Annotated in this window: 22 protein-coding genes; 11 read left to right on the forward strand and 11 right to left on the reverse strand. The window is 72.5% G+C overall.

Features of this window, described 5'->3' with window-relative positions:
* The first annotated feature begins 28 nt into the window (after positions 1-28).
* Both P1V51_08490 and P1V51_08495 read left to right on the forward strand, forming a co-directional pair.
* On the forward strand, positions 29-967 hold the full coding sequence (locus tag P1V51_08490; GenBank protein MDF1563067.1) for a hypothetical protein: 939 nt from the start codon (positions 29-31) through the stop codon (positions 965-967).
* The gene (locus P1V51_08495; protein ID MDF1563068.1) at positions 964-7,125 is read left to right on the forward strand and encodes a kelch repeat-containing protein; all 6,162 of its coding nucleotides are present in this window, start codon (positions 964-966) and stop codon (positions 7,123-7,125) included. The genes P1V51_08490 and P1V51_08495 overlap by 4 nt, the downstream gene beginning before the upstream one ends.
* Here the strand turns inward: P1V51_08495 and P1V51_08500 are convergent.
* The gene (locus tag P1V51_08500) at positions 7,101-8,483 is read right to left on the reverse strand and encodes a hypothetical protein (GenBank protein ID MDF1563069.1); all 1,383 of its coding nucleotides are present in this window, start codon (positions 8,481-8,483) and stop codon (positions 7,101-7,103) included. The two genes, P1V51_08495 and P1V51_08500, sit on opposite strands and share 25 nt — an antisense overlap.
* A gap of 45 nt (positions 8,484-8,528) precedes the next feature.
* Here P1V51_08500 and P1V51_08505 point away from each other — a divergent pair, with 45 nt between their 5' ends.
* Complete coding sequence (locus tag P1V51_08505; protein ID MDF1563070.1) at positions 8,529-8,888, forward strand: hypothetical protein; 360 nt, start codon at positions 8,529-8,531, stop codon at positions 8,886-8,888.
* Here P1V51_08505 and P1V51_08510 read toward each other — a convergent pair.
* Positions 8,885-9,427: a hypothetical protein gene (locus P1V51_08510; protein MDF1563071.1), complete on the reverse strand. Its 543-nt coding sequence runs from the start codon at positions 9,425-9,427 to the stop codon at positions 8,885-8,887. The genes P1V51_08505 and P1V51_08510 overlap by 4 nt on opposite strands.
* A 51-nt stretch (positions 9,428-9,478) precedes the next feature.
* Between P1V51_08510 and P1V51_08515 the strand changes: the two genes are divergently transcribed.
* Positions 9,479-9,961 (forward strand): hypothetical protein, encoded by a 483-nt coding sequence (locus tag P1V51_08515; protein MDF1563072.1) that lies wholly within the window; start codon positions 9,479-9,481, stop codon positions 9,959-9,961.
* Positions 9,962-10,033: 72 nt separating this feature from the next.
* Here P1V51_08515 and P1V51_08520 read toward each other — a convergent pair whose 3' ends face one another.
* From P1V51_08520 to P1V51_08535, 4 genes are read right to left on the reverse strand one after another with little or no spacing between them, the layout of a single operon-like run.
* A complete protein-coding gene (locus tag P1V51_08520) occupies positions 10,034-10,558 on the reverse strand; it encodes a DsrE/DsrF/DrsH-like family protein (protein ID MDF1563073.1) in 525 nt (174 codons plus the stop codon).
* Between the two features lie 32 nt (positions 10,559-10,590).
* Positions 10,591-10,905 carry a TusE/DsrC/DsvC family sulfur relay protein gene (locus P1V51_08525; GenBank protein ID MDF1563074.1) on the reverse strand — a complete coding sequence of 105 codons (315 nt, stop codon included), beginning with the start codon at positions 10,903-10,905 and terminating at the stop codon, positions 10,591-10,593.
* A gap of 17 nt (positions 10,906-10,922) precedes the next feature.
* Positions 10,923-11,651 (reverse strand): DUF1641 domain-containing protein, encoded by a 729-nt coding sequence (locus P1V51_08530; GenBank protein ID MDF1563075.1) that lies wholly within the window; start codon positions 11,649-11,651, stop codon positions 10,923-10,925.
* Between the two features lies 1 nt (position 11,652).
* Positions 11,653-12,888 carry an FAD/NAD(P)-binding oxidoreductase gene (locus P1V51_08535; protein ID MDF1563076.1) on the reverse strand — a complete coding sequence of 412 codons (1,236 nt, stop codon included), beginning with the start codon at positions 12,886-12,888 and terminating at the stop codon, positions 11,653-11,655.
* A 203-nt stretch (positions 12,889-13,091) separates the two neighbouring features.
* Between P1V51_08535 and P1V51_08540 the strand changes: the two genes are divergently transcribed.
* Positions 13,092-15,002 (forward strand): sigma 54-interacting transcriptional regulator, encoded by a 1,911-nt coding sequence (locus P1V51_08540; GenBank protein MDF1563077.1) that lies wholly within the window; start codon positions 13,092-13,094, stop codon positions 15,000-15,002.
* Here the strand turns inward: P1V51_08540 and P1V51_08545 are convergent, their stop codons facing one another.
* The 4 genes from P1V51_08545 to P1V51_08560 form a co-directional block, all read right to left on the reverse strand.
* Positions 15,003-15,866, reverse strand: a complete 864-nt coding sequence (locus tag P1V51_08545) for a lysophospholipid acyltransferase family protein (GenBank protein ID MDF1563078.1) — start codon at positions 15,864-15,866, stop codon at positions 15,003-15,005.
* A 40-nt stretch (positions 15,867-15,906) separates the two neighbouring features.
* Positions 15,907-17,061, reverse strand: a complete 1,155-nt coding sequence (locus P1V51_08550) for an agmatine deiminase family protein (GenBank protein ID MDF1563079.1) — start codon at positions 17,059-17,061, stop codon at positions 15,907-15,909.
* Positions 17,062-17,068: 7 nt separating this feature from the next.
* Positions 17,069-17,773, reverse strand: coding sequence for a hypothetical protein (locus P1V51_08555; protein MDF1563080.1), 705 nt, complete (start codon positions 17,771-17,773; stop codon positions 17,069-17,071).
* 94 nt (positions 17,774-17,867) lie between these two features.
* Positions 17,868-19,346: a metallophosphoesterase gene (locus P1V51_08560; protein ID MDF1563081.1), complete on the reverse strand. Its 1,479-nt coding sequence runs from the start codon at positions 19,344-19,346 to the stop codon at positions 17,868-17,870.
* A gap of 53 nt (positions 19,347-19,399) precedes the next feature.
* Here P1V51_08560 and P1V51_08565 point away from each other — a divergent pair, with 53 nt between their 5' ends.
* Positions 19,400-20,665 carry an aspartyl protease family protein gene (locus tag P1V51_08565; GenBank protein MDF1563082.1) on the forward strand — a complete coding sequence of 422 codons (1,266 nt, stop codon included), beginning with the start codon at positions 19,400-19,402 and terminating at the stop codon, positions 20,663-20,665.
* A gap of 62 nt (positions 20,666-20,727) precedes the next feature.
* Here P1V51_08565 and P1V51_08570 read toward each other — a convergent pair whose 3' ends face one another.
* Positions 20,728-21,342 (reverse strand): YceI family protein, encoded by a 615-nt coding sequence (locus tag P1V51_08570; GenBank protein ID MDF1563083.1) that lies wholly within the window; start codon positions 21,340-21,342, stop codon positions 20,728-20,730.
* Positions 21,343-21,441: 99 nt separating this feature from the next.
* Between P1V51_08570 and P1V51_08575 the strand changes: the two genes are divergently transcribed.
* The 5 genes from P1V51_08575 to P1V51_08595 all read left to right on the forward strand — a co-directional run bounded on the left by P1V51_08575 (position 21,442) and on the right by P1V51_08595 (position 26,010).
* Entirely contained in the window at positions 21,442-22,359 is a 918-nt protein-coding gene (locus tag P1V51_08575; protein MDF1563084.1) for a LysR family transcriptional regulator, read from the forward strand.
* Between the two features lie 140 nt (positions 22,360-22,499).
* Positions 22,500-23,927: a hypothetical protein gene (locus tag P1V51_08580; protein ID MDF1563085.1), complete on the forward strand. Its 1,428-nt coding sequence runs from the start codon at positions 22,500-22,502 to the stop codon at positions 23,925-23,927.
* A gap of 18 nt (positions 23,928-23,945) precedes the next feature.
* Entirely contained in the window at positions 23,946-24,386 is a 441-nt protein-coding gene (locus P1V51_08585; protein MDF1563086.1) for a YkgJ family cysteine cluster protein, read from the forward strand.
* Between the two features lie 39 nt (positions 24,387-24,425).
* On the forward strand, positions 24,426-24,986 hold the full coding sequence (gene msrB / locus P1V51_08590) for a peptide-methionine (R)-S-oxide reductase MsrB (GenBank protein MDF1563087.1): 561 nt from the start codon (positions 24,426-24,428) through the stop codon (positions 24,984-24,986).
* 130 nt (positions 24,987-25,116) lie between these two features.
* Positions 25,117-26,010, forward strand: coding sequence for a hypothetical protein (locus tag P1V51_08595; protein MDF1563088.1), 894 nt, complete (start codon positions 25,117-25,119; stop codon positions 26,008-26,010).

Raw genomic sequence — 26,010 nt, forward strand, 5'->3', positions numbered from 1 at the left:
GCCTCGTGCGGGCCTGTTCGTTCTCTGCGTGCTCCTGGCTCTGCCGGCGAGCGCCCTCGCCGAGGCGGTGAAGGGGGAGGAAGAGGCGCCGCTGCCCTCGCTGGGCTTCCTCGGGATGACCGCCGGCGCGGGCGTCGAGGAGGACCAGACCAAGGCGGTGGCCGACTACATCCAGACCGATCTGGTGGCCATCGGCGCCTACCGGGTCATGGGGCAGAGCGAGATCCAGGCCCTCCTCGATCTCGAGTCGAAGAAGCAGCTCATGGGCTGCGGGGAGGCCAGCTGCATCGCCGAGATCGCCGGCGCCCTCGGCACCGATCGCGCGCTCACCGGCACCCTGGCCCGGCTCGGCGAGTCGGTGATCCTCAACCTCTCCCTCCTCGACGTGGACGACGCCAAGGTCATCCTGCGGGCGGGCCGCCGGGTCGAGGGGGCGGGCACCCTGGAGAAGCTCCTCGATCAGGTCCGCTCGCTCCTGCTGGAGCTGGTGGACGCCGACCCCGAGGCCGAGGCGAGGAACCGCCTCGCCGCCGGGGCGAGCACCCGCCTGATCATGGATCTCGGGCTGCGCCTCGACGGGGATCTCCTGGCCGCCGCCGACCTGCGTCCCATCCCCGGCCTCACCTTCTCCCTGGGCACCCAGCGCGCCGCGGGCGAGGTGACCCTCCTCTGGGTGCCCTCCAGCGGGCTCGCGCCCGGCGGGGTCGAGCGGCCCTTCGTGCTGCGGCTCCAGGGGCGCTACCAGTTCCGGCCGGCCTCCCGGATCCAGCCCTTCGCCGCGGGCGGCGTGGTCCTGGCCATCCCGGACCTGGCCCTGCGGGCCGCCTTCGGGGCCCGCTTCGCCCTGGGCAGCCGCTTCTACGCCCTGACCGAGCTCGCCTTCGAGCGCTTCCTCGTCCAGGAGTCGCCCGAGCTCTTCGACCCCAACGCCTTCGTCTTCGGGGCCGGCTTCGGAGTCAGCCTGTGATCGCCTCTCGTCGCTCCCACCTCCTCGCCGCACTCCTGGCGCTCCTCGCTCCGCTTCCCGCCGCGGCCCAGGCCGCCCTGGAGTGGTCCGATCTGCCGAACGCTCCCTTCTCCGTGTCCAACACGGCCCGCAGCTTCACGGCGACCGGGCTGGCCGACGGCCGGGTGATGATCTTCGGCCCCACCCCGGGCCTGCTCGATCCGGACACCGGGGAGTGGACCCTGCTGTCGCCGACCTACCGGCGGTGGAACCACGACGCGATCCTCCTCCCGGACGGCCGGGTGCTCCTGACCGGCGGGATGGAGACCGGCAGCGGGGCCTGGCTGAACACCGACGAGCTCTGGGCTCCGGAGGACGGGAGCTGGTCCCTGGCGACCGGCTGGCGACCGCGGGTCGACTCCGCCACGGTGCTCCTGAACGACGGCCGGGCCCTCGCCGTGGGGGGGAAGTACGGCATCGGCGCCGCCCAGTCCCCCATCGCCTCCAGCGCGCTCTTCGATCCGGGCACGGACAGCTGGTCCGGGTCGCTCCCGCTGGAGACGGCGCGGCAGTGGCACGGGCTCACCCGGCTGCTGGACGGCCGGGTGCTGGTCGCCGGCGGCTACACCTCCTCGGACGCCTGGGGAGAGGTCTTCGATCCGGCGACGGAGCTCTGGTCCCGGAGCGCCGAGGGGCCCACCGCGATCTTGAGCGCCAGCTCCGCGATCCTCCTCGCCGATGGACGAGCCCTGCTGCCCTCGCAGGACCCGCCCCTGATCTACGATCCGGTCGCCGAGACGATGACCGGCGCGGGGGTCCCGGACATGGCCCCCTCCCATGCGACGGTGTTGCTCCCCGACGACCGCGTCCTGGACCTCTGGCGGAGTGGTGCTGCGCTGGGGAGCCAGACCGCCGAGGAGCTCTACACCCTGGACGAGGCGACCTGGAGCTGGGTGTCGCTGGGACCGAAGCCCTGGACGGCGACCATTCAGGTTCCGGTGCTGCTGCCCGACGGCCGGGTGCTGCTCCTGGGGCCCGATCCCGTCCCCGCGCGGCTGCGCGCCGCGCTCCTCACCGCCCGGGTAGGGGACGCCACCTCGGGAGGGGCGCTGCCGGCCGCCGTGGAGGGGGCGGTGGCGCTGCGCCTGCCCGACGGGCGAGCGCTGCTGGTGGGCGGCCGCGGCGCGGGGGCGGCCGCGACGGACGCCTCCTTCGTCCAGGAGGCGGACGGTAGCTGGAGCCACCTGGGATCGCTCGTCCAGGCCCGGGACCGGCACGCCGCCAGCCTGACCTTCGACGGCAGCGCGCTGGTCACCGGCGGGCGGGACGCCGGCGGCGCCCTGGCCTCGGTCGAGCGGCTCACGGCCGGCGGCGCGGTCTGGAGCGGGGTCAGCCCCCTCGCGGTCGCCCGAGAGGCCCACGCGCAGGTGACGCTGCCGGATCGCTCCGTGCTGGTGGCCGGGGGTCAGGGTGCGGGTGGCGCCGCCCTGTCCAGCACCGAGCGCTACGACGCCGCGAGCGATCTCTGGACCGCCAGCGGCGCGCAGGGGAGCGCCCGCTACCGCCACACCCTCACCCTCCTGCGGGACGGGCGGGTGCTCGCGGTGGGCGGCCTCGACGACGTGGGGCACCTGCGCAGCACCGAGCTCTACGATCCCGCCACCGGCACCTGGAGCCCGGCCGGGGATCTCGCCGCGCCCCGGGCCCGCCACGCGGCCCTCCTGCTGGTCACCGGCGAGGTGCTGGTGGTCGGGGGCACCGACGCCAGCTCGCCCCTGGCCACCGCCGAGCTCTTCGATCCGGTCACCGCCACCTGGAGCAGCGCCGGCACCATGAGCTCCGCCCGGGTGGACCACGCCGCGGCGCTCCTGCCCGACGGCCGGGTGCTCGTGGCGGGGGGCTTCGACGGCACCACGACCCTGGCCGACGCCGAGGTGTGGTCGCCCGCGGAGAAGGCCTGGACCGCGACCGCGGCGCTGGGCGGGGCGCGGAGCCGCGCCGTGGCCATCCCCGGGCGGCGCTCCGGGATCGAGCTGCTCGGCGGCCTGGACGCGAGCGGCCTGCCGCTGGCCGGCACGCTCCACCTCTCCGACTTCCCCGGCCGGACCAGCGGCCGCAGGCCCACCCCCACGCTGGCGGCCGCCGGCGTCATCGGCGGCGATCTGATCCTCGAGGGCACGGGGCTGCGTGGCGCCCACCCCGGGGCGGGCGCCGCCCCGGGCGTCTTCTCGGGCAACGATCACCCGGTGGTCAGCCTGATGGGCCCGGGCGTGGGGCGCCGCTTCCTCCTGACCCGCTCCGAAGGCGCCACCCGCGCGGTGGCCTCCCTGCCGGCCGATCTCCTGCCGGGCTGGTACGAGGCCCGGGTCCACGTGGGGGGGATCGCCAGCGAGGTCCTCCTCGTGCGGGTGAACGACCGGAGCGACGAGCCCCTCGCCCTGGGCTTCACCTCCGCGCCTCACGCGCTGGTCGCCGGGAGCTGCTCCCCGGCCATCACCTTCGAGGTGCGGGACGCCACCGGCCCGACCACCCTCGTCGAGGCGCTCGTCGTGATCCCGGAGAGCGATCAGCCCTCCGAGACCGGCCTCTTCGCGGACGCGGCCTGCACCCAGCCCCTCAGTCAGCTCGAGCTGGCGGCCGGCGCCACGGGCGGCACCTTCCACGTCCGGGCGACCACCGCGGGAGACCTGCGCCTCCGCCTCTACGCACCGGGGCTCCGGGGGGCCGAGCAGACCCACGCCGTCGCGCCGGCCCTCCCGAGCGCGCTGCGCTTCGTCGGTCTGCCGGCGACCTCCCCGGTGGGGAGCTGCGCGGGTCCCGTGGAGCTGCGCACCGAGGACGCCAACGGCAACGCCTCCCTGCTCGCCGCGGACACCGTCTTGAGCCTCAGCGCGACCCCGGCGGGCGCGGTGCTCTTCTACGCCGATCCGGGCTGCACCGCGGCCCTGGGCTCGAGCCTGACGATCCTGGAGGCGCGGGATCGCACGACCCTCTACCTGGTGGGCCAGACCGAGGTCACCGTCGATCTCGCGGCCGCCGCCGCGGGCTTCACCCCGGCGAGCGGGCAGGTGAGTGTCCTCTCCTCCGACATCCCGGTGGCGCTGGGGATGGTCTCCCCGCCCCGCAGCGTCGTGGCCGGCACCTGCTCTCCAGCGGTGACCGTCCGGGCCGAGACCTTCGACGGCCGCAACCCCACCGTCGGCGCCGACCTCCCGCTGGCGATCACCGCTGACTCGCCCACGCTGGCTCTCTTCGCCGACGCGGCCTGCACGGTCCCCCTGAGCGCGCCGGCGATCACCGCGGGAAGCGTCTCCCTCGACCTCCACTTCCTGGACGTCGTGGCCGGCAGCCCGACCCTGAGCTTCGCCGCCGCGGGCCTCGCGCCCACCGCGCAGCAGCAGACCGTCACTCCGGCGGCGGCCGCTCGCCTCGTCTTCGTCGCCCTGCAGAGCACGACCGAGGCCGGCACCCCGCTGGGCTTCGCCCTCGAGGCCCGCGACGCCTACGAGAACGTGGTGCCCACCTACGCCGGCACCGTCACCTTCTCGGTGAGCGGCGATCCCCTGGCCTCGCTGCCGGGGGACGAGACCTTCACCGGCGTCGAGGGCGGCTCGGCCCTGATCGGCGACCAGGGGGATCCCCTGATCCTGCGCACGGCGGGCACCCAGGTCGTGGAGGCCAGCGACGGCAGCATCACGGGACAGCAGAGCGTGCTGGTGAACCCGGCGCCGGCGCACCGGGTGGCGATCACCGGCGCGGCGAGCGCCGACGTGCTGCAGCTCGTCCCCCTGGGCCTCCAGCTGGTCGACGCCTTCGGCAACGACCGGCCCGAGGTCCTGCCCCTCACCGTCGAGGTCCGCGACAGCACGGCGGTGGTGATCGCCAGCACCACCCTCGACGGCGCGATCCCGCCGGGGCGCACCCTGGCCGGGGACACCGACGCGAGCGGCGGCGCCCGCGTGGACGTCCTCTCCACCGCGGCGACCAGCGCCCGGGTCTGCGCCGGGGGAACCCTCCCGGGCGGCGAGACCTGCCACGCGCTCCTCTTCGGCTCGGACGCGGCGGACCACGTGGCCCTGCTGCCGGACGCCACCAGCACGGCGGCGGGGACCACCCTCGGCGTCGAGCTGCGCCTCCTCGACTTCCTCGGCAACGCGGTGGCGGTCGACGCCACCCTCGAGCTCGCGGTCGACGGCGAGGCCCACTTCGTCTCCTCCGGGACCGCCACCGAGACGGTCAGCGTCACCGCCGGCGCGGCCCGGGTCGAGCTCTCCGGAGAGCGGGCGGAGACGGTGACGGTCACCGTCGTCACGGCCGTCGACCCCGGCGGCGCCCTGCCCGAGGTGGTCCCCCACGAGAGCGCCGAGCTGACCTTCGTGCCGGCGGCGGCCAGCGGGGTCCTCCTCGCCGCGGACGACGGCCTCGCCGAGGCCTGCGAGAGCGAGACGATCACGATCCAGGTGGTCGACGCCTTCGGCAACGCCGCGCCGGAGGTGGCCACCCTGCGGATGGGGGTCCGCGCCGCCTCCGGGGCGCCGGTCATCCTGGTGACCTCCCTCGCCGGGGCGAGCGCTGGCGGCAGCGAGGTCACCGGCGACACCGACGCCAGCGGCCAGGCCACGCTCACCGTCAGCCTCGACACCGCCGACGCCCTCGAGGTGCTTCGCCTCACCGGCGGGAGCCTCCCGGCCGATCCCACCACCGAGCCCGTCCTCGGGGTGAGCTTCGGGGTGGGCGCCGCCGATCCGATGGCCTCGACCCTCCAGGCCTCGGGCAGCGAGGTCTTCGCCGGCAGCGGCCAGGTCACCCTCACGGTGGCGCCCCACGACGACTGCGGGGTCTCCCTGGGGCGGGGCCAGCTCGTCGAGCTCTTCGCCAGCTACGGCGCCCTCGAGCCCGTGGTGGACCTCGGCGACGGCACCTACCAGGCGGCCTTCCGTACGGCGGTGGGCGAGTGCCCGGCCGCCGCCGCCGAGATCACCGCCCGGGTCAACGGCGTGGTGCTCTCGGGCAGCGCCTCGATCGACGCCACCTGCCTGCCCCTCGACCCCGGCTCGGCGGTCACCGTCGAGACCACCGGCGTGCGCGCCTGCGCGAGCCAGGGGGAGTGGGCCCGGCTCCACGTCGATCCGCGGGACCAGGGCGGCGCGCCCCTGCCCGCCGGCCAGGAGGTGACCGTGGACGTGAGCCCGCCGCACCTGGTGGCGGGCGCGGTGCGCGAGCTCACCGGCCCCGGCGGCGCGCCCCTCTACGAGGTCGAGGTGGGCTCCGAGCGCTGCGGCGTCCAGGCCGTCCCCCTGCGGGTGGGCGGGGTGCTCCTCGACGAGCAGCCCCTCGTCGACTTCGCCTGCCCGGCGGTCGACCCGGCGGCCATCACCCTGGTGGCGACGCCGAGCAGCCTCGCCGCGGACGGGTCCACCCGGGCCGAGCTGGTGCTCGGCGCCCTCGACGTCTGCGGGAACCCGGCCTTCGATCGCAGCGCCTCCCTGGCGGTGAGAGAGGGCTCGCCTCCGGTGTCCCTCGGCGCGAGCGCGGCGGTGCTGGCCTCGGCCGGCCGGACCGGCGACGACCTCGGCGGCAGCGAGGACGGCGTGGCGCGCTGGGAGGTCAGCAGCCCGGCGGCCGGCGTCGCCGGCTTCGAGGCCCGGGTCGACGGCGTGGGGTATCTGGCGCCCTCGCTCGTGACCTTCACCCTGCCTCCGGAGGCCGTGCTGCGAACCTTCGCCTTCGATCGCGAGGTGGCCGTGGTCGGCGACGCCGTCCTGCTCGAGGCCCAGCTGGAGTCGGCCTACGGCGCGGAGCTCGACGGGCTGACGGTGACGCCGGTCTGGAGCGGCCTGGAGGTGAAGGCCGTGCGCGGCGCGAGCCACGAGGCCGACGGCTCCTTCCTGGTGGGCGAGCTGCCCGCCGGCGAGACCCTGAGCTTCGAGGTCGAGCTGCGGGTGGTCGGTCAGGAGGCGGTGGGCGTCGAGCTCTCGACGAGCTGGCGGGAGCCGGTGACGAACGAGACCGACTCCGCGAGCGAGGCGAGGCTGCCGCTCCCGGTCGAGGCCCGGCACTACTACGACTACCGGGGCTGCGGCTGCGAGAGCGATCGCGCGAGCCACCCCGGGCTGGCCCTCCTGCTCGGCCTGCTGCTCCTGGCCCGCCGCCGTCAGGGAAGCTCGCCGAGCAGGTAGACGGGCAGGGCGCCGTAGGCGACGCGGGCTCCGCCCGCCACCCGCTCGAAGGGGACCTCCACCCCGAGGGCGTTCACCGCCCGGAGGCTCGCGCCCTCCACCACCGGCACCACCACCTCTCCGGCGAAGCGGTCGTCGAGGGACCAGAGGGCGTGGGCCCAGGTCGTGCCCGTCTCGTCGGCGAGGAGGAGGGCGTGGGCGCCGTTGCCCAGCCCCAGGGCGTCGTCGATCCACTCGACGAAGGCGAGGCCGCCCAGCTCGTGGGAAAGGGTGTTCATCGCGTGCCAGGCGGGCTTGGCGTCACCGACCTCGCCGGTGGTCGGGTCCCAGGCGAAGAGGCCGAAGTCGTCCTCGGGCGGGAAGGTGCCGGTGAAGCGGCCGTCGATCATCGTGAACCAGCAGGCCAGCTCGACGCCCGAGGCCAGCAGCCAGAGGGTCTCCCGGGCGAGGTAGGCGGCCTGCAGCTCGCCGCTGACCTCCCCGTAGACCGGCCACCCGAACTCCGTGACCACCAGCGGGTGCTCGAGGCCGTGCTCGTCGAGCACCCCCTGCACGCCCTCGACCATCTCGTCCACCGGCACCTGCCCCTCGTCGGCGCCCTCGGGCGGCGCGGTCGGCGGGTAGAGGGGGTAGGGGTGGAAGGCGAAGGCGTCGAAGTCCTCGCCGGCGTGGGGGTGAGCCTCGAGGTGCGCCTGGAGGAAGGGCAGGGCCCCGGTGATCACCTGCTCGTGGAAGAAGAGACCCCCGTAGACGACGCGGGCCTCCGGGCGCTCGCCGCGCACCGCCGCGGCGGCCTGGTGGAGCAGCTCGGCGTAGGCCGCCGGATCCTCCTGCGGCTTCCAGAAGCGGAAGCCCGAGTTCTGCTCGTTCCAGATCTCGAGGGTGCGGACCCGGTCGCCGTAGCGCGCGGCCATCCGGCCGGCGTAGGCGGCGAAGTCGGCCGGATCGTCGGGGGGGAAGGCGCTGTCGGTGTCGGTCTGGCTGGAGGCCCAGGCGACGCCGTAGTCGAGGATGCCGATCATCTCGAGGCCCCGGGACGCGATCTCGGCGATGCCCGCGTCGAAGGGCTCCCAGTGCAGCTCCCCCTCGGCCGGCTCGTGCAGGCGCCAGCGCAGATCGTGGCGCAGCGTGCCGACCGCGAGCTCCTCGAAGCGATCGAGGTGCCAGGCGCGCTGCTCGGCCTCGGCCGCCGTCTCCCCCAGGCGGAAGCGCTCGTCGGAGATGCAGAGGGTCTCGGCCAGCTTCGTCGCCCCCGCGGCGGCCGGCTTCACCCCCCGGGGCGCCTCGGGCGTCGCCGGGCAAGCGGCCGAGAGGAGCAGCAGGAGGGTGAGGCAGCTCCCGGTGGCGGCGCAGCGCATGGCGCGCAGTATTCCACCGGCGCGCTCCCGTGTCAGGATGAGGCCATGAAGGGTCGGCACGCGAGCACGGGTGGGAGCTGCATCGTCCTCTTCGCGCTCCTCCTCGCCGGGGGTTGTCCCTCGGCGAAGACCGAACGCAAGGAGGCGACCATGGATCCGCGGGCCATCGTCGACGCCGCGCTGAAGAAGAACGGGGATCTCGGGGCCTACGGCGATCTCTCCGCCGGGCTGGCCGCCCTGGAGGCGGAGTTCGACGTCCGGATCGAGGTCGAGGGCGAGGTCCTCCTCGTCGACGCCGGGCCGCACTCGGGAGAGGGTCACGACTTCAGCTTCAAGGTGCTGCCGGCCACCCTCGAGCTGAAGGACGTGGTCATCGGGGAGCTGGACTCGGAGCCCGAGCCCTAGAAGCGCAGGCCGGCCAGCACGATCGAGGGCGGCCCCTCGAGGCGGGCGCTCTGCTGGAGCGAGTAGAGCTCCTCCCGGAGCGAGCGGCGGCGCTCGCGCAGCGCGTCCTTCTCGGTCTTCGCCGCGTTGCTGCCCTCGACGCCCTCCATGATCCCCCAGATCATCAGCACCAGGCCGGCCACGCCGACCGCGCTGAAGACCCCCCCGAGCATCATCAGGCCGGGGCCGCCCGCCTCGCCGCTGGCGCTCCAGGCGACGCCGACGAGGAGGAGGGGGAGGCCCAGGAGGATCACCGGGGCCGTGAAGTAGCCGATGGTGGCCTTGATCAGCGCGCCGGTGGGCCAGGCCACGCCGATGGCGCCGATCTTGGTGTCGAGCTCGGCGATCTCGGCCTTCAGCTGGGCCTCCCGCGCGCCCGGCGCCTGGGCCACCAGCTCCAGGGGGACGCAGGCCTCGCAGCCGAGCCGCATCCCGCCGCCCACCCCGAGCGGGCTGCCGGAGAGGGAGACCGTGGCGACCAGGAGCAGGGCGTGGATCATGTCCGAGAGGATACGAAGGCTCGCGGCGCGGCATCAAGGTATGCTCCCCCCATGCGACGGCACCTCTCGATCCTGCTCCTGCTCCCCCTCCTCCTGCTCGGCGGCTGTCCCTCGGGTGACGACGACGGCCACGACGGGGGCGCCGGCGACGGCGCGGTCACCGACGGTGGCGGCGGTGACGCGGGCAGCGACGGCGGGCTGCCCGGGCCCTACACCACCTGCGACGAGGGGGGCCTCGCCGACTGCTTCTCGAACCACGATTGCCAGGCCAGCGAGGTCTGCCGGGACGTCGGCGTGGCGCCCGACCACCTGCCCTGCTGCGTCCCGGGCGTCCGGGGCACCCTGGCCGCGGGGGAGGCCTGCGATCCGGTGGAGGGCGAGACCCAGTGCGCCAGCTCCCTCTGCCTCGAGGACACGGCCGCCGCGCGCTGCACCGACCGCTGCGTCGCCGACGCCGACTGCCCGACCGGGATGCAGCTCTGCACCGAGATCGTCTTCAGCGGCAGCAGCGACCGCTGGTGCCTCTTCGAGTAGGGGCCGAAAAACAAGAACGGCCCCCGCTCGCGCGAGGGCCGCTCAGGGCTCCCGGGATGGGCGCCAGATCTTCTAGATGAAGATGATGTTGGCGCCCTTGGCGTGATCGAAGAAGTCCATCGCGGAGATGATGCCCTTCACCTGCGGGACGAGGTCGTCCTGGGTGAGCTTCATCATCTCGGCGGCCAGGCCGCAGGCGTACATCTCGGCGCCGGCGTCACCGAGGATCTCGAGCATCTCGCTCACGGGCGGGATGTCGAGCTCCTCGATGGTCTTCTTCATCATGCGAGTGGCCATGGTCTCCATGCCCGGCAGGCCGCCGAGGAAGGTCGGCATCCCCATCGAGGGGTTGCCCACCGGGGTGACGTGGAGCTTGTCCACCTTCTTCTTGGTGATGATGTCCATCCCCCAGAAGGTGAAGAAGAGGGTGGCCTCGATGCCGCTCATCCGGGCGGCGTTCGCCAGGATCAGGCCCGGGTAGGCCATGTCGAGGGTGCCCTTCGAGCAGATGATGGCGATCTTGCGGGTGGGCTCGGCCACGGGGGTGGGCTGCGGCTCGAAGAGGTTCTGATGGGCGTTGGTGATGACGTCGGCCATGGTGGCTTCCTTTCGTCGGTGAAGGGGCGGGCCTAGAGGCAGCCGGTGGGCTTGGCGAGGCCGGAGATCTTGGCGGCCAGCTTGCCGGGGCCGCCGGCGAAGAGGCTGTACATGTCCTTGGTGGGGATGCCGCCGACCTTGGTGATGCGGCGCACGCCCGGGGACTTGCCGGTGTCCTCGAAGTCCTTGCGGCAGAACTGGATGACGGCCCAGTGGGCGTCGGTGAGCTGGATGTTCTCGAGGCGGGCCAGCTCGGCGGCGACCTCCTCGGTCCAGTCGGCGGGGTTCACGAGGAAGCCCTCGTCGTTCACGTTCACGGTGCTTCCGTTGACCTGCAGCGCGGGCATGGCGGTACTCCTTGGGATCAGTTGTGAGAGGGGAGGGCGGGGGTGCCAGGGGTGGGGGCCGCCTGGCGAAGGATGGCGATCATGACGCCGAGGCCGGCCTGGACCTGCGGGTCGCGCATGGCGCCGAGGAGACCGAAGAGGCCCAGGGGCTTGCTGGACGACTCGGGGTGGTCGATGACCTCGAGGGTCTGGTTCAGGGCGGCCAGCATCTCGGGCTGGGTCATCCGCTTCACCGTGTCGAGGATGAAGACGATGTTGTCCGAGAGCCTGTCGATGTCGTCCTGGGTGTAGTGGCCGGCGATGCGGTCCACGAGCTGGAGGCCGCCCTCGGCGAGGCGGAAGTAGCCCTTCTCCTCGGCCGTGTGCAGCTTGCAGACGAGGTCCTTCATGACCTCCTTGCCGAGCGGCTCGATCTCGCTCACGAGGCCGTCCACGCTCTCGAGCATGTCGAGGAGGCGGATGAGGCGCGGGGTCGCCCGCAGGGCCTTTCGCAGGAGGTGCTGGATCTCCTCGGCGTTGAACTCGTGCTCGATTGCTGCGAGCTCCACGGTCAGGGCGGCCATGCCGTCCTTGGCGATCCGCATCAGCTCGTCCTTGAGCTCCTCGAGGGCGACGGTGCGCCGGTAGAGGTGCCCCATCTGCTCGGTGAGGATGTCGAGCTTCCGGTTCATCTCCATCATCTGATCGGCCATCCGGGCCTCGATGGGGACGACGTCGTTGACGATCTTGGCGTGTGCGGTCGCCATGTCAGGCCGCCTTCTTTCCGGCCATCAGCATCTGGGCCTCGATGGGGAGCTCGGAGCCGCGGATGAGCTGGTTCCAGTAGATCCAGCGGAACATCATCTTGCCCCAGTGGTTCATCCGGCTCTCGGAGAGCAGGCTGAAGGGGCCCACGCCCGGCAGGGGGAACTTCCCGGGCAGCGGCTCGGTCTCGTAGTTGAAGTCGATGAGCAGGGCCTTCCCGAAGCCCGACTCGATGAAGCAGTTGGCGTGACCGTCGAAGTCGGGCAGCAGGCTCTGGCCCTCGATCTGCCGCAGCACGTTCTCGGTGAGGACCTCGGCCTGGAAGTGGGCCACCGAGCCGGCCTTGGAGGAGGGCAGGTTGGTCGCGTCACCGAGGACGAAGACGTCCGGGTGGTCGAGGGCGGCCAGGGTGTGCTTGTCGGTGGGGACGTAGTTGAGCTCGTCGCCCATCCCCGAGCGCTCCATCACCGCGTCGCCCATGTTCACCGGGATGGTGACGAAGAGGTCGTAGTCGATCTCCTTGCCGTCGAAGGAGGCGATCTTCTTCGCGCCGCTGTCGACCTCGGAGATGTTGAAGTCGGTGACGACCTCGATGTTCTTCTGCTCGAGGAGGCCGGAGAGGAGCGCGGCGGCCCGGGGCTTGGTGAAGGCCGCGTCCAGCGGGGTCGCGTAGACGAGGTCGACCTTGTCCCGGATGCCCTGGGTGTGGAAGTACCAGTCGGCCAGGAAGAGGAACTCCAGCGGGGCGACCGGGCACTTGATGGGCATCTCGGCGACGTTCAGCACCAGCTTGCCGCCCTCGAAGGAGCGCAGCTTCTGGGCCAGGGCGGCCGAGCCGTCCGGGGTGTAGAAGTCGAAGATGTCCTGGCGCCAGCCCTCACCCAGCAGCCCCTCGGTCTCGCCCGGCTCGATGCGCGTGCCGGTGGCGATGATGAGGATGTCGTAGGAGACGTACTCGCTCTTCTCGACCAGCCGCACCCGCTTCTGGTCCGGCTCGATGACGTCGAGGGTGGCGATGCGGAAGTCGACGCCGGGGGGCAGGAAGTCGGCCTTCAGCTTCTTGTTCTCGCCGGGGGAGTAGATGCCGAAGGGCACGAAGAGGAAGCCCGGCTGGTAGTAGTGCCAGGGGCTCTGGTCGATGAGCGTGATCTGCCACTCGTCGCGGTCGAGGCGTCCGCGGAGCTTGTTCGCCATCATGGTTCCGGCGGTGCCCGCGCCGAGGATGAGGATCTTCTTCACTGTCTTGCTCCCTGAAGGTTCGAAGGGGGTTCGGTTCGTCGCTTGCTATGCCGCATTGCATCGTGCGGGCCAGAAAAGGGTTTCGAGTCATTTCAATGGGTTGCACGATCGGTCACGAATCGAATTGAAACCCTGTGTTCCAAGTGGTTCCAAACAAGAAACGGGGGTTTCTAGATGATTCAGAAGGGTGCAGAATGCGGAACATGGCTGCAACAGAAGGAAACCTCTCCCTGACCATGGCGAGCGCCGCCCTCGACGCCCTCACCCGGCCCGAGGGAGAGACCTTCCACCTCCTCCAGACCATCGCCGACCACCTCACGGAGGGCGTGATCGTGGTGGACGCGGAGCGCAACCTGCTGGTCTTCAACCGGCGGGCCGAGGCCATCACCGGCTTCAAGCGGGACGAGGTCCTCGGCCGCCACTGCCTCACCGGCATCAAGTGCACCCGCTGCCTCGAGTCCTGCGGGGTCTTCGAGCGCGGCCACATCGCCGGGGTCCCCCTCGAGCTCTTCCGCGCCGACGGCTCGCTGGCCCACATCACCAAGACGGCGACCACCCTGCGCGACACCACGGGCAAGGTGGTCGGGGCCTTCGAGATCCTCCGGGAGATCGACGCGGACGGCGCCCCGCTGGAGGAGGGGGCCGGCGGAGCGGCCTCGAACCCCTGGGAGGGCGCGACGGGCCTGATGGAGACCCTCGGCCGCAGCCTCCTGGTCCTGGATCACGAGCTGGTCATCCGGCGGGTCTCGCCGACCTTCGAGGAGCTGGTCGGTGGCAGCGAGGCCTCGGTGGTCGGCCGCCGCGCCGCGGAGGTGCTGGGCGAGGAGCTCTTCGGCGAGGGGGCGGCCTTCCGCGAGGCCCTGCTCGCGGGCGAGAAGCGCGAGGGCTGGCGGGCGAACATCGCCGCGGCCGACGGGAGCCTCTATCCGGTCTCGGTCACCGCCGCGCCCCTGCAGGACGACGTCTCCTGCGGCGCGCTGCCCGCCTCGGAGGGCCGGGTGCTGGTGGTCCTGCGGCCCGAGACGGCGGGCGAGCGGGAGGCCAACGCCACCCGCAGCGCGGTGACCTTCGAGGGGATGGTGGCGCGCTCACCGGCCATGCACCGGGTCTTCGCGCTCATCGATCACCTGAGAGACTCCGACGCCTCGGTGGCGATCTCCGGCGAGAGCGGCACCGGCAAGGAGCTGGTCGCCCGGGCCATCCACGCCCGCTCCCTGCGCGCCAACGAGCCCTTCGTCGCGGTGAACTGCGGGGCGCTGCCCCATGACCTGCTCGAGAGCGAGCTCTTCGGCCACGCGAAGGGCGCCTTCACCGGCGCGGTGCGGGACAAGCCCGGGCGCTTCGAGGCCGCCGGCAAGGGGACCATCTTCCTGGACGAGATCGGCGACCTGCCGCTGCCGCTCCAGGTGAAGCTGCTGCGGGTGCTGCAGGAGCGGACCTACGAGCGGGTGGGCGAGAACCAGACCCGCCGCTTCGAGGGGAGGGTGGTCTCGGCCACCCACGTGGACCTCGCCGCCGAGGTGGCGGCGGGCCGCTTCCGGGAGGACCTCTTCTACCGGCTCAACGTCGTGCCCCTCACGCTGCCGCCGCTGCGGGACCGCCCCGAGGACGTCGAGCTGCTCATCGGTGAGCTCATGGCGCGCATCGGCCTGCGCCGCTCGCGCTCCCTGCGCCTCTCGCCGGGAGCGATGCGGACCCTCCTCTCCTGCTCCTGGCCGGGCAACGTCCGGCAGCTGGAGAACGCCCTCGAGTATGCCCACGCGGTCTGCGACGGGCAGACCATCCACCGCGAGGATCTGCCGGCGGAGATCGGCCGGGAGAGCCCCGAGCTCAGCGGCGTCTTCCAGGTCCCCACCTTCGCAGCCCAGGCGCCGGTCCCGCTCCCCGCGGCCGGGCCGGCGGTCGACGTGCCGCCGCCCGCGCTCCGGAGCGCGGCGCCCGAGGTGACCGCCCCGGTTCAACCGGCGGCGGGCGGCCCGGCCCGCTGGCCCTCCCGGGAGGCGCTCGTCGCGGCCCTCGAGCAGGCGCGCTTCCGCCGCAGCGAGGCCGCCCGGATCCTCGGCGTCAGCCGCACCACCCTCTGGCGGCGGATGCGGGAGTACGGGCTGGCCTAGCTAGCGTGGAGGGCCGAGCTCGGGCAGCCCGGCCTCGGCGCGCAGCCGCCGCTCCTCTTCTCCGAGGGCCATCAACATCTCCCGCAGGTGGTCGGCGAGCTCCTTGTAGGTGCGCAGCCGGGCGGGCCGATCGTGGAAGGCCGAGAGCTCCACGGGCTCCCCGAAGACGAGGGTGATCGTGGCGGCGTGGCGGGAAGCCTCGTCGGCGAAGTTCGTGCGGATCTGCTCGACGATCCGGTTGCCCAGCCCGAGGATCCAGACCGGCAGGACGGTGGCCCGGCTCTGGTGGGCCATCTGCCCGACGCCGGGCTGCGCCGGCAGGAGGGTGTAGGGATCCCCGGTCTTGTTGCGCGTGCCCTCGGGGTGGACGCCGACCACCGTGCCCGGCCGCCGCAGGAGCCGGCCGAGGGCGTCGGAGGTGAAGCGGTTGAAGTCGTGCTGCCGGCCCTGACGCATCACCGGCGGGTACATCGCCATCGCGCTCATCAGGGCGTTGACCACCACTCCGTCCGGGCGCTGGTAGAAGTAGTCGCCGCGCACCGGGAAGAACATCTCCCGGACCCAGTCGGTGCGGCGCAGGAGGACGCTCGCGACCACGTAGAGGTCGAAGAAGGAGCGGTGGTTGCAGACCAGGAGCACGCCCCCCTCCGGCCGCAGGGCCTGGAGGTGCGAGAGGCCATTGACCTGGAGGAGGTTGCGGGTCGCGAGGTGCACCCAGGTCGCCCCGACGGTGCGCAGGAAGGTGTGGCTCGCCCGCTTGAGCAGCGGCCGCCGGTTCACGGTGTCGGCGATCCCGAAGGCCACGCGCTCGAAGCCCCGGAGGGTCGACAGCTGCTCGGCGGTGGGACGGGGGAGATCGCCCATGGCCCGACGACACCCCGGAAGAGGCCGGCTGTAAAGATCCTCAGGCGCCCCGCCGCAGGGGGGCGGTGAGGCAGCGGACGCTGCCGCCGAGGCGGAAGAGGCGATCGACCCGGATGGGGTGGACGCGGGCGCCGGCGGCCTCGAGCACGGCCGCGGCGTGGTCGTCGAGGGCGGGCAGGCCGTAGGTGGGCAGGTAGATCTGCAGCCGACCGCCGCGGCGCTCCATCAGGGCGTTGTTCCAGCTGGCGATCACGTAGCGGCTGGTGGTGGGCAGGGCGGGCAGGGGGATCACCTCGAGCCCCTCCTCCTCCAGCCTCCGGGCGACGGTGGCGAAGCGCGCCAGGCGCTCGGCGGAGACGTCGAGGGTGAGGAGGTGCCCGCCGATCTCCAGGCGCAGATCGTCGCGCAGCAGGCCCGCCGCCTCGAGCAGCTCGAGGCCGAGCAGCGGGTCGGCCACCGCGACCCTCCCCTCGCCCAGCGGGGTCACGAACATCCCGATGTGGTGATCCGGCGAGGGGGCGCCGGGGGCGTCCACCCGCAGGGCCCGCAGGCCGGTCGCCGCCTCGACCCGGGCCAGCAGCTTCCCCTCTCGGGCGAGGCCGGGGTTCCGCTCGAAGAGGGGCGTGGCGACAAAGACGTGCGAGGCGTCGGCGATCAGATCGCCGCCCTCGAAGCGGAAGGCGGCCGCCCGGATCCTCGGCGGGCCGGGCAGCCGATCGGCGAGGGTCCAGGGCACGACCCAGTCGTGCACTCGCTGGGCCGGGCCGACCATCGGTGCGGGCGGCGCGAGGAGGGTGAGGGGCTCGCCGCCGCTGCCGCCGATCACGGCCAGCCGGTCCCGGGCCCAGGAGGTGATCGGGCGGCCGGTGTGGACGAAGCGCAGCGCCGGCCGCGCAGCGCCGCGCGGGAACCAGCCCCGGAAGGCCGCGGCGAAGCGGGCCTCGTCCGCCGGGCCCTCGACGGTGACCACCACCTCGGTGCCTGGATCGAGGGCCGGGACGAGCTGCGCGTAGACCTCGAGGAAGCGCTCCGCGCCGAGCCCCGAGAACTGGAGCTCGAGCTGCTCGAGCGCCCCGCCCGCCGCCGGCATCAGGACGCCGCTCTCCTCGCGCAGGGCCAGCGCCCGGTGGACGTTCCAGCCGAGGTGCCCGGCGACGAGGAGGGCGGCGAGGGCCAGCAGGCGGAGAGGGCGCACGGTGACCTCAGCCCTGGTTCTCCGCCACGGCCTCGGCCTTCACCGCGGCGACCTTCTGGCCGGGGGCGAGGGGGCGCGAGACCCGCAGCCGGGCGAGCGGCGCGACCACCTTCGGGGGCGTGGCCTTCGCGGGCTTCTTCCCCCGGGCGATCCGCTGGCCGAGGCCACCCATGCCGAAGTTCGGACGTCGCGCCTCGGGGGGCGTGCCGCCGGCGAAGATCTCGAAGTCGGTGGTGGAGAAGCCGCCCTCGAAGCCGCCGGTGGGGTAGGCCTCCTCCATGCCCTCGGGGACGAACTGCTTCTGCGGGGCGCAGGCGAGCTTCTGCACCAGGGTCTGGCCCGGCGCGATGGTCGCCACGATCCGATCCGCCGCGACCTCCTCGCGCTGCATACCCATCCGGGACATCGGCGAGCCCATCATCTGGTAGCAGACCGCCTCGAGATCCACCGAGCGGGTCTCCTCCCCGGCGTTGGTCAGGTGCATCAGGAAGGCGTCCTCGGTCTCCTCGATCCGCGCGAGCACCCCCTGCACCTTCGCGGTGGGGACGTCCCGGCCGGTGAGGAAGGCGCCCTCGGGCAGGGCGTCGGGGGCGGGCGTGCTCTCCTCGTCCACGGCGTCGGCGACCTGCCCGACCAGCGCCAGGTCGGCGACGGCGAGCAGCAGCAGGGCGAGGAAGGTGAGGGGGAGAGTGGGGACGGCCGGGCGCTTCATCGCGGACTCCTTCACGAGGGGGTGATCGACTCACCCCCACGCTACGGAGTGCGGACCCCGCGGTGGGTAACGCGCGGGTAACGCGAGCGGAGCGCTAGGCGGCGCTCTCGGCGGCGCCCTCGCGGGCCGGCGGCAGGGCGGCCATCCGCCGGGCCGGCTCGCCGTAGAGCTGCGCGGTGCCCTCCGCGTCCAGCCACTCGTGCAGCTCGGCGACGCGCTCCCCCTGTTTCGTGGGGTGGGGTCGCAGCCAGGCGAAGCACTTGCGGCCGAAGGGGATGGTGCACTCGACGTCCCGGTAGGCCGGGGACCAGGTGCCGGTGTTGAGCACCTCGAGCTCGTCCTCGACCACCTGCCGCTCCCGGTGGGTGTGACCCAGGACGAGGCGCTTCACCCCCGCCAGCTTCGCGGTCTGAGGCAGGCGGGCCTTCAGCTGGCGCTGGTAGTTGGTCACGTCCGAGTTGACCCCCCGCGCGTAGAAGATGAAGGGCGGGAGGGCCACCACGAAGAAGAGCACCCACCACCAGAGCGAGAGGTTCACGAAGACGTTGAGGAAGGAGAAGAGCTGGAAGGTGCCCAGCATGAGCAGGCCCAGGAGGATCGCCCGGTCGAGCCAGAGCTCGCGGGCCAGCTTCAGCGGGCTGAAGTGCGCCGGGTGCACCCGCAGGGCCTGGAGCCCGCGCACCACCCGGGGGGTGCTCTTGGACTTGCGGGCGACCTCGTCGACCCGGTCCTCCATGGTGAAGGGATCGCGCAGGGCCGGGAGGAAGCCCTCGGTCACCGTGGTCCAGAGGGTGAACATCGCGGTCCAGAACCAGCTCCAGGCCAGCAGGGGCTGGATGCGCAGCTGGTAGCGGACGAAGAAGACCACGTACTCCGAGAGCGACTTGATGAAGCTCGACTCGACGTGGGGGTTGAAGAGCCCCATGCCGTTGAGCATGAACTTCCCGGCGATGTTGCCGAAGGGCAGCCGCATCCGGTCGACGCCGCGCACGTGGATGGTCGGGTGGATCGGGTTCGGGCAGACGCAGTAGCTGTCGTACTGGTTGCCGTGCTCGACGAGGGTGTCCCCGCCGCTGACGTAGAACCACTCGCAGAAGACGATCTGCTCCTGCAGCTCGTCGGGGATCTCGAGGGCGTCCCGGATGGCCTGCTGCACCTTCGGCCAGTGCAGCTCGATGTCGTGGTTGCCGATGACGAAGATCAGCCGACGACCGGCGAGCACCCACTTCTGGAGGCCCGCGACGAAGGTCTCGTGGTCGCGGAGGATCACCTGCATCTTGAAGAGGCTCTTCTGCTCCTCCGGCGCCAGCCCCCGCGCGCGCTCCAGCCACCAGATGGTGAACTCCGGGTTCTCGGGGAGCTTCGTCACCGAGTCGTAGTCGAAGACGTCCCCGTTGAGGATCAGCTCGGCCTCCTCGTCGCCGGCCAGCTCGTCGATGTGGTCGAGGAAGCGGCAGAAGCTCTCGTCGATGAAGAGATCCCGGCCCTTGAAGCGCTTCCAGAGCGGGCGGTCCGGGTCGAGCTCCTGGGCGTCCGAGAGGTGCAGGTCGCTGACGACGAAGGTGTGGGACATCTTGCGCTAGAGTAGCCCACCCTCTATCGAGGCAGGGAGCCGGGAGGACGATCATGACGGAATCAGGACCGAGGTGCAGCGCCCACCCCGAGGCGACCGCGGCGATGCTCTGCGACAGCTGCGACGCTCCCATCTGCGACCTCTGCACGACCGCCGTCGGCTACCAGACGGTCTGCCGGCCCTGCCGCAAGAAGCTGGCGGCGCGCGCCACCGTGAAGCGGGCCGTCTTCGGCCTCCTGATCCTGGGGATGATCGGCGCGGGGATCGCGGCAGGGGTCTACTACGCCGCGACGTACGTGCCGCCCTTCGACCACGGCAAGGAGGGCCCCGAGATCCGCAAGCTCCAGGCCCGGCTGAAGGCCGAGCCCTGTGACCGGCGGGCGATCATCGACCTGGGCGAGGCGATGAACCGCGTCGGAGACTACCGGGGAGCGCTGAATGCCTCGCGGTCCTTCCTGGAGGCCTGCGGGGAGTACCCCCGTCTGCGCTGGGTGACCTACACCGCGCACAAGTACCTCTCGGAGTGGGACGAGGCCGCCGCCGAGGCGACGGTGCTGATCGAGGACGTGCCCGACGACAAGGACTACCGCTGGTGGCGCGGCGTGGCCCTGGAGCGGAAGGGCGACCTCGAGGGGGCGGTGCGCGACTACCGCCAGGCCATCGCCCTGGTGCCCGGCCTCGACGGCATCCCCTTCAACCTCGCCAACGTCCTGGAGAAGCAGCAGAAGCCCTGCGAGGCTGCGCTGCCCCTGGAGCAGTTCCTCCACTACCACCCGGACGTGCAGAACGCCGTGATGATCCGCGGGCGGATCAGCCGCCTGCGGGGCGAGGGGGAGTGCGGCGCGGCCACCGGGGAGGGCCGGGCGACCGTGCGCTTCGACCCGGCCCGGCGGATCATCCCGGCCACCGTGGCGCTCGGGCAGGGGGTGGAGGCGAAGGTGATCATCGACACCGGCGCGAGCCTGGTGGCCATCACCCCGCAGGTGGCGGCCGATCTGGCCCTCCGCCTGGACGACGCCCCCACGATGCGCCTCCACACCGCCGGGGGAGTGAAGGAGGGCCGCCACGTCTGGCTGCCCGAGGTCAGCCTCGATGGCCTCACCGCCCGCCGGGTCGAGGCGGTGGTGATGGAGACCCTCCCCGAGGATCTCGACGGCATCCTCGGGCTCTCCTTCCTCTCCCGCTTCGACTTCCAGGCCGACCGCAGCGCGGGGATCCTCACCCTCTCGGTGGCCGGCGCCGGCGAGGCGTCCACGAAAGAGAGCGCCCCGCCGACCCCTCCGATCCGGAAGGGCCAGCGGGGCGCGAAGAAGCGCTGATCCCACTGATCAGCGCGGGTGGGCGGCTTCAGGGCCGATGAGCCGCCCACCGACAGGGGTCACTAACGCGAGGCCGTCTTCGCCTCGGCCTCCTCCTGGAACTCGAGGCTCAGGGTGATGGCGATCTCCTCGCCCACCAGGACGCCGCCGGTCTCGAGGGCCTTGTTCCAGGTCAGGCCCCAGTCGGTGCGGTCGATCGTGGTGGTGGCGGTGAAGCCGCGGATGCGGATCGGCGCGAAGGGGCTCTTCACCGCGTCGGTGTAGGTCACGTCGAGGGTGACCGGCTTCGAGACGCCCTTGATGGTGAGGTTGCCGGTGACCTTCAGCTTGTTCTTGCCGGCCTTCTTCACCTTGGTCGACTCGAAGGTCAGGGCGGGGTGGGCCGCCACGTCGAAGAAGTCACCGCTCTTGAGGTGGCCGTCGCGCTTCTCGTTGCCGGTGTCGATGCTGCTCGCGGCGATGGTGGCCTTCACCTTCGAGTTGGCGAGGTTCTTCTCGTCGAGCTCGAGGGTGGCCTGCACCTCGTCGAAGCTGCCCCGGACCTTGGAGATCATCAGGTGGCTGACTTCGAAGCCCACCGTGGCGTGGGCGGCGTCGACCTGCCAGGTGGAGGCGGAGGCGAGGGAGGGGAGGGCGAGGAGGGTGAGGGCGAGGAGGGAGGGGATGAGCTTCTTCATGGTCGGTCTCCTGTTCGGGAGGGGTTGTCGGTTCGTGACCTATTTTGGATCCTCCACGCCTGGACACAATGGCCAGTTTGGAAGATGTTTGTTTCCAATATGGAAACAAAACTCTCCCTGGAGTTGCTCCCGGCCATGGCGGTCTTCGCCCGGGTGGTCGAGGAGCAGGGGTTCAGCGCGGCGGCGCGCTCGCTCGGGGTCTCCCGCTCGGCGGTGAGCAAGCAGGTGGCTCGCCTGGAGGACGCCCTCGGGGGCCGCCTCCTCCACCGCACCACCCGCTCTCTCTCCCTCACCGGGCTGGGCGAGGAGATCTACCCCCGCTGCGCCCGCCTGGCGGAGGAGGCCCTGGGGGTGGAGACCACCGCCTCCGAGCGCAGCGCCACTCCCCGGGGCGTGCTGCGGGTGAGCGGGCCGGTGAACTTCGGCAACCGCTACCTCGCGCCCCTGGTGGCCGATCTGGTGACCCGCCATCCCGAGCTGAGGGTGGAGCTCTCGCTCGACGATCGCCTGATCTCCCTGGTGGAGGAGGGCTTCGACGTCGCGGTGCGGATCGCCCGGATGGAGGACTCCTCGCTGGTGGTCCGCAAGCTCCAGGAGGTGCACCAGCTCCTCTGCGCCGCGCCGGCCTACCTGGAGCGGGAGGGGGAGCCCGCGCGGATCGCCGACCTCGAGCAGCACGCCTGCCTCACCTACGCCTACCACCCGACCGCCCGGACCTGGTCCTTCCCGGCCATCGACCCGAAGACCACGGTCCGGGTCCAGGGGCCGCTCCACTCCAACAGCGGCGACGCCCTGCGGGAGGCCGCGGTGGCCGGCCTGGGGATCGTCGCCCTGCCGGACTTCATCGCCGGGGAGGACCTGAAGGCGGGGCGCCTGGTGGCCCTCTTCGGGGGGCGGCCGGTGGCCAAGACGAACCTCCAGGTCGTCTACCCTCACCGCGCGAACCTCTCCCCCAACGTCCGGGCCTTCCACGCGGCGGCCCTGGAGGCCCTCTCCGGGGCCCCCTGGCGGGGCTGATCCCCGGGGGCTCGACCCCCCGGCGGATCGGGGTCCGCACCCCCCGATCGGGACCCCGGTCCAGGGGAAGAAAGGCCAGTGATCCCTGGGCCTTGGGCCGCCTCCGGGATCTGGCCCGACCCTTGCTCCTACCAGGGGCCATGCGGGCAACGACCATCCTGACGCTGACGATGACGCTCTCCCTCGGGGGCGCGATGGGCTGCAACCTCCTCGACGACACGGCGCCCGAGGAGCTGGCCGAGCTGGTCCCCCCCTCCTCGGCGGAGGCCGGCGCCTCGGCCCTCGACCTCGATCCGCCGGTGCGGCTGGTCGCCGACCTGAGCGCCCGGATGGAGCTGGATCTGGCCGCCGACCCCGAGGGCGCCCTCGAGACCCTGGTCGATCAGCTCGCCACCAGCACCTGGACCACCCGCCTCTTCGCCAGCGAGCAGCTGACCTACCTCGTGCCCCAGCTGGCGGAGATGGACTGGCGCCTGGATCTGGCCGCGACCAGCTCGGAGCTCACCAGCTTCGAGGTCTCGCCGGCCGGCGTGCTCTCGCTGGCCTACGATGCGCACCTGGTCGTCCTGGCGCCGCCGGGCACCGCGGTGCCCGCCGAGCCGGTGGCGCTGGTCCTGCCCACCAACCCCTGGCGCCTCCAGGCCCGGGCCGGCCACCGTTGCCTGGCCGAGGGGCACCGGGACGCCCCCGCCGAGCGCTACGCCTTCCACTTCGATCCGGGCCGCGAGGGCTGCGAGGAGGCCATGATCTCCATCGGTGTGCGGGGCGAGGAGCTCCGCCTGGGCTTCGTGGCGGCCGAGCAGCCCGCGCCCCTCTGGCCGGAGTACGACCGGATGGCCGAGGACGGCCGGGTCGAGGCCGTGGTGGTGGCCGGCGCCATCTCTCCCTCCTGGGAGCCGGGCCTGGCCGACCCCTCCAAGCGCGACCTGAAGGCGATGACCGAGACCCTCGAGCTCGTCGGCTTCGTCCGCCTCCCGGCCGCCGAGGGCTCTCAGGTCGTCACCCTCGAGCGCCGGATCGAGCTCGACCCGAAGCTCGAGACCTACTTCGAGGAGCAGGTGACGCTCATCGGCCCCGAGGCCCTGGCCGCGGGTGAGGAGCGGGAGGGTGAGATCCTCGAGCGCCTCGCCCGGGCCGAGATCCTGCTGCTGGCCAGCGAGGACGCCGCGGACGCGGTGATCTCCGCCCTCTCCGCCGCCGAGCAGGCGCCGGGCTACCAGGTCTTCGTCCTCGACGGCTCCTGGCGCTACCACGACCAGGCGGTGGAGATCTTCTCCAGCCGCGCCACCCCGGAGGATCCGACCGGCGGCGCCGACCTCGACGTGCTCGCCAACGTGGCGCCGGCCGCGGTGGTCGGGAAGGGTGAGCGGATGCAGCTCTTCGTCCTCAACCTCTTCAAGGGCGCGATGGAGGGCGGCGTCGAGGGCGAGCGCTTCTACTCCTGGGATCGGATCGTGGCCACCGCGAACCTGCGGGCCCGCGAGTCCACCGGCCAGGCCTCGGACAGCCACGCCCTCTTCGGCACCACCGGCCTCGAGGGCAACCGCTTCGTTCCCGCCGCGGAGTAGCTGCTATCCTCTCTCGCCATGCGCGAGACGGAAGCGAAGCGCGAGGCGTGGCTGGCCGCGGGCCTGCGCTTCGAGTGCCAGGGCAGCGGCCGCTGCTGCACCTCCCGGGGAGAGCACGGCTTCGTCTACCTCTCCCTCGCCGATCGCCGGCGCCTGGCCCGCCACCTCGAGCTGGCCACCGGCGCCTTCACCCGGCGCTACTGCGAGAAGAGCGGGGGGCTCTTCCACCTGAAGGCGCCGGAGCAGGACTGCCGCTTCCTGGAGGGCGGCCGCTGCAGCGTCTACGAGGCCCGGCCCGAGCAGTGCCGGGCCTGGCCCTTCTGGAGCGAGAACCTGGAGCCGGGGGTCTGGGAGCGGGAGGTCGCGGCCTTCTGCCCCGGCGCCGGCAAGGGACCCTGCCACGACCGGGAGACCGTGCTGGCCATCGCCGCGAGCGCCGAGGTCACGAACTACGACTAGGTGGCGAGGCCTCGGCCCGGGGCCCAAGGTGAGAGCACGATGATCCTCTCTCGCCGTCACCTCCTCGCCGCCCTCGCCCTGATCGCCGGGGGCGTCACCCTGCCGGCCTGCCCCTCGCAGGAGGCCCGGGCCGAGGATCCGCCGGCGGCCACGACCCCGGGAGCGAAGAAGACGATGTCCGAAGGCAAGATCGAGCTGACCGACGCCGAGTGGAAGGCGAAGCTCACCGACGAGCAGTACCGGATCCTGCGCAAGGCGGGCACCGAGCGGGCCTTCACCGGCGCCCTCTGGGACGAGAAGAAGGCCGGGGTCTACCGCTGCGCCGGCTGCGGCCAGGTGCTCTACCGCTCGGACGAGAAGTTCGACTCGGGCTCCGGCTGGCCCTCCTTCTGGGCGCCGGCCAGCGAGGAGGCCATCGACACCAAGAGCGACCGCACCCTCTGGATGGTGCGCACCGAGCTCCTCTGCTCGAGGTGCGGCGGCCACCTCGGCCACGTCTTCGACGACGGGCCGAAGCCCACCGGCCAGCGCCACTGCATCAACTCGGCGGCCCTGCAGTTCGAGCCCACCGGGGCCAGCGAGGCCGCGCCAGAGAAGTAGCGGCGTGACCGCGATCACGGGCGGGAACGTCCTCGTCTGCCAGGTGTCAGGTCCGGGTGGGAATGACCACTGGCACTTCGGGTTGTAGCCAACCAGGAGGACGAAGATGGGTAGACGCCGGCTCGCAATCATGATCGCCGGGCTCGCCGCCGGAGCAGCGGGCGGAGGCCTCTGGCTCCTCCACGAGCAGAGCCACTGCTGCACCGAGGAGGCCCTGCAGGCCGAGCTCTTCGAGGTCTTCGGGGAGCTCGAGGGCCTGGAGGAGATCGAGGGGATCGGGGGCCTCGGCCTGATCGGGGCGGTCGGGCCCACCGAGGGCCTCGAGGAGAACCTCGATGCCTGGGACTACCTGGCCGAGTCCGCCTCGGTGCGCCTCTTCCACTCCTGCCGGGGTGACCGGGAGAAGGCGGCCCTGGTGCACGGCCCCGACATCGACAGCCTCGAGGATCTCGACGACGTCTGCATCTCCGGCTTCGAGCTCCCCGACGAGTGCGCGCCCTGCCGCGAGGACTACGTCGATCCGGGCGACGACGCCGAGACCCGCCGGGAGGCGCTGGCCGACTACCGCTCGGACCTGCGGGACTGGGAGAGCTTCACCCGCGCCCGCCGCGAGGCGGCCGAGCGGGTCGCCGAGCGCTTCGACGGTGAGCCCTGGCTCCTGGTCAGCCTGAAGGGGCCCGAGGACGAGGCCCTGCGCCGGGAGCAGGTCTTCGTCTACGTGATGACCTTCCGGCCCACGAGCGAGTGCGGGGACGAGGAGGGCGACCCCCTCACCACCCTGCGGATCCTCCCGGAGCCGCTGCCCTGGCCCGCGCCCGGCGAGACCGCCCGGCACTGGCTGCCCGCGGTGCGCTACGCCAACGCCATCCACGGCCTGATCGCCGCGCCCGACGCGGGGATGGCGCTGACCCTCCTCGAGGAGGAGGAGCTGGGCGAGGTCCACTACGACGAGGCCCTCGACTACGCGCCCCTGCCCAACGACGGCGCCTTCGTCCCCGACTGCAGCTGCTGCGGCCAGGGCTAG

The organism is Deltaproteobacteria bacterium, from assembly GCA_029210625.1.
Taxonomy (GTDB): domain Bacteria; phylum Myxococcota; class Myxococcia; order SLRQ01; family SLRQ01; genus JARGFU01.

What these genes read in the sequence shown, in the direction of transcription:
- P1V51_08500 (MDF1563069.1), bottom strand. Translation starts at nt 8,483, where the DNA reads ATGCGCTGCGCCGCCACCGGGAGCTGCCTCACCCTCCTGCTGCTCCTC.
- P1V51_08505 (MDF1563070.1), top strand. Translation starts at nt 8,529, where the DNA reads ATGAAGGGTCGGCACGCGAGCACGGGTGGGAGCTGCATCGTCCTCTTC.
- P1V51_08510 (MDF1563071.1), bottom strand. Translation starts at nt 9,427, where the DNA reads ATGATCCACGCCCTGCTCCTGGTCGCCACGGTCTCCCTCTCCGGCAGC.
- P1V51_08515 (MDF1563072.1), top strand. Translation starts at nt 9,479, where the DNA reads ATGCGACGGCACCTCTCGATCCTGCTCCTGCTCCCCCTCCTCCTGCTC.
- P1V51_08520 (MDF1563073.1), bottom strand. Translation starts at nt 10,558, where the DNA reads ATGGCCGACGTCATCACCAACGCCCATCAGAACCTCTTCGAGCCGCAG.
- P1V51_08525 (MDF1563074.1), bottom strand. Translation starts at nt 10,905, where the DNA reads ATGCCCGCGCTGCAGGTCAACGGAAGCACCGTGAACGTGAACGACGAG.
- P1V51_08530 (MDF1563075.1), bottom strand. Translation starts at nt 11,651, where the DNA reads ATGGCGACCGCACACGCCAAGATCGTCAACGACGTCGTCCCCATCGAG.
- P1V51_08540 (MDF1563077.1), top strand. Translation starts at nt 13,092, where the DNA reads ATGGCTGCAACAGAAGGAAACCTCTCCCTGACCATGGCGAGCGCCGCC.
- P1V51_08545 (MDF1563078.1), bottom strand. Translation starts at nt 15,866, where the DNA reads ATGGGCGATCTCCCCCGTCCCACCGCCGAGCAGCTGTCGACCCTCCGG.
- P1V51_08555 (MDF1563080.1), bottom strand. Translation starts at nt 17,773, where the DNA reads ATGAAGCGCCCGGCCGTCCCCACTCTCCCCCTCACCTTCCTCGCCCTG.
- P1V51_08560 (MDF1563081.1), bottom strand. Translation starts at nt 19,346, where the DNA reads ATGTCCCACACCTTCGTCGTCAGCGACCTGCACCTCTCGGACGCCCAG.
- P1V51_08565 (MDF1563082.1), top strand. Translation starts at nt 19,400, where the DNA reads ATGACGGAATCAGGACCGAGGTGCAGCGCCCACCCCGAGGCGACCGCG.
- P1V51_08570 (MDF1563083.1), bottom strand. Translation starts at nt 21,342, where the DNA reads ATGAAGAAGCTCATCCCCTCCCTCCTCGCCCTCACCCTCCTCGCCCTC.
- P1V51_08575 (MDF1563084.1), top strand. Translation starts at nt 21,442, where the DNA reads ATGGAAACAAAACTCTCCCTGGAGTTGCTCCCGGCCATGGCGGTCTTC.
- P1V51_08580 (MDF1563085.1), top strand. Translation starts at nt 22,500, where the DNA reads ATGCGGGCAACGACCATCCTGACGCTGACGATGACGCTCTCCCTCGGG.
- P1V51_08585 (MDF1563086.1), top strand. Translation starts at nt 23,946, where the DNA reads ATGCGCGAGACGGAAGCGAAGCGCGAGGCGTGGCTGGCCGCGGGCCTG.
- msrB (MDF1563087.1), top strand. Translation starts at nt 24,426, where the DNA reads ATGATCCTCTCTCGCCGTCACCTCCTCGCCGCCCTCGCCCTGATCGCC.
- P1V51_08595 (MDF1563088.1), top strand. Translation starts at nt 25,117, where the DNA reads ATGATCGCCGGGCTCGCCGCCGGAGCAGCGGGCGGAGGCCTCTGGCTC.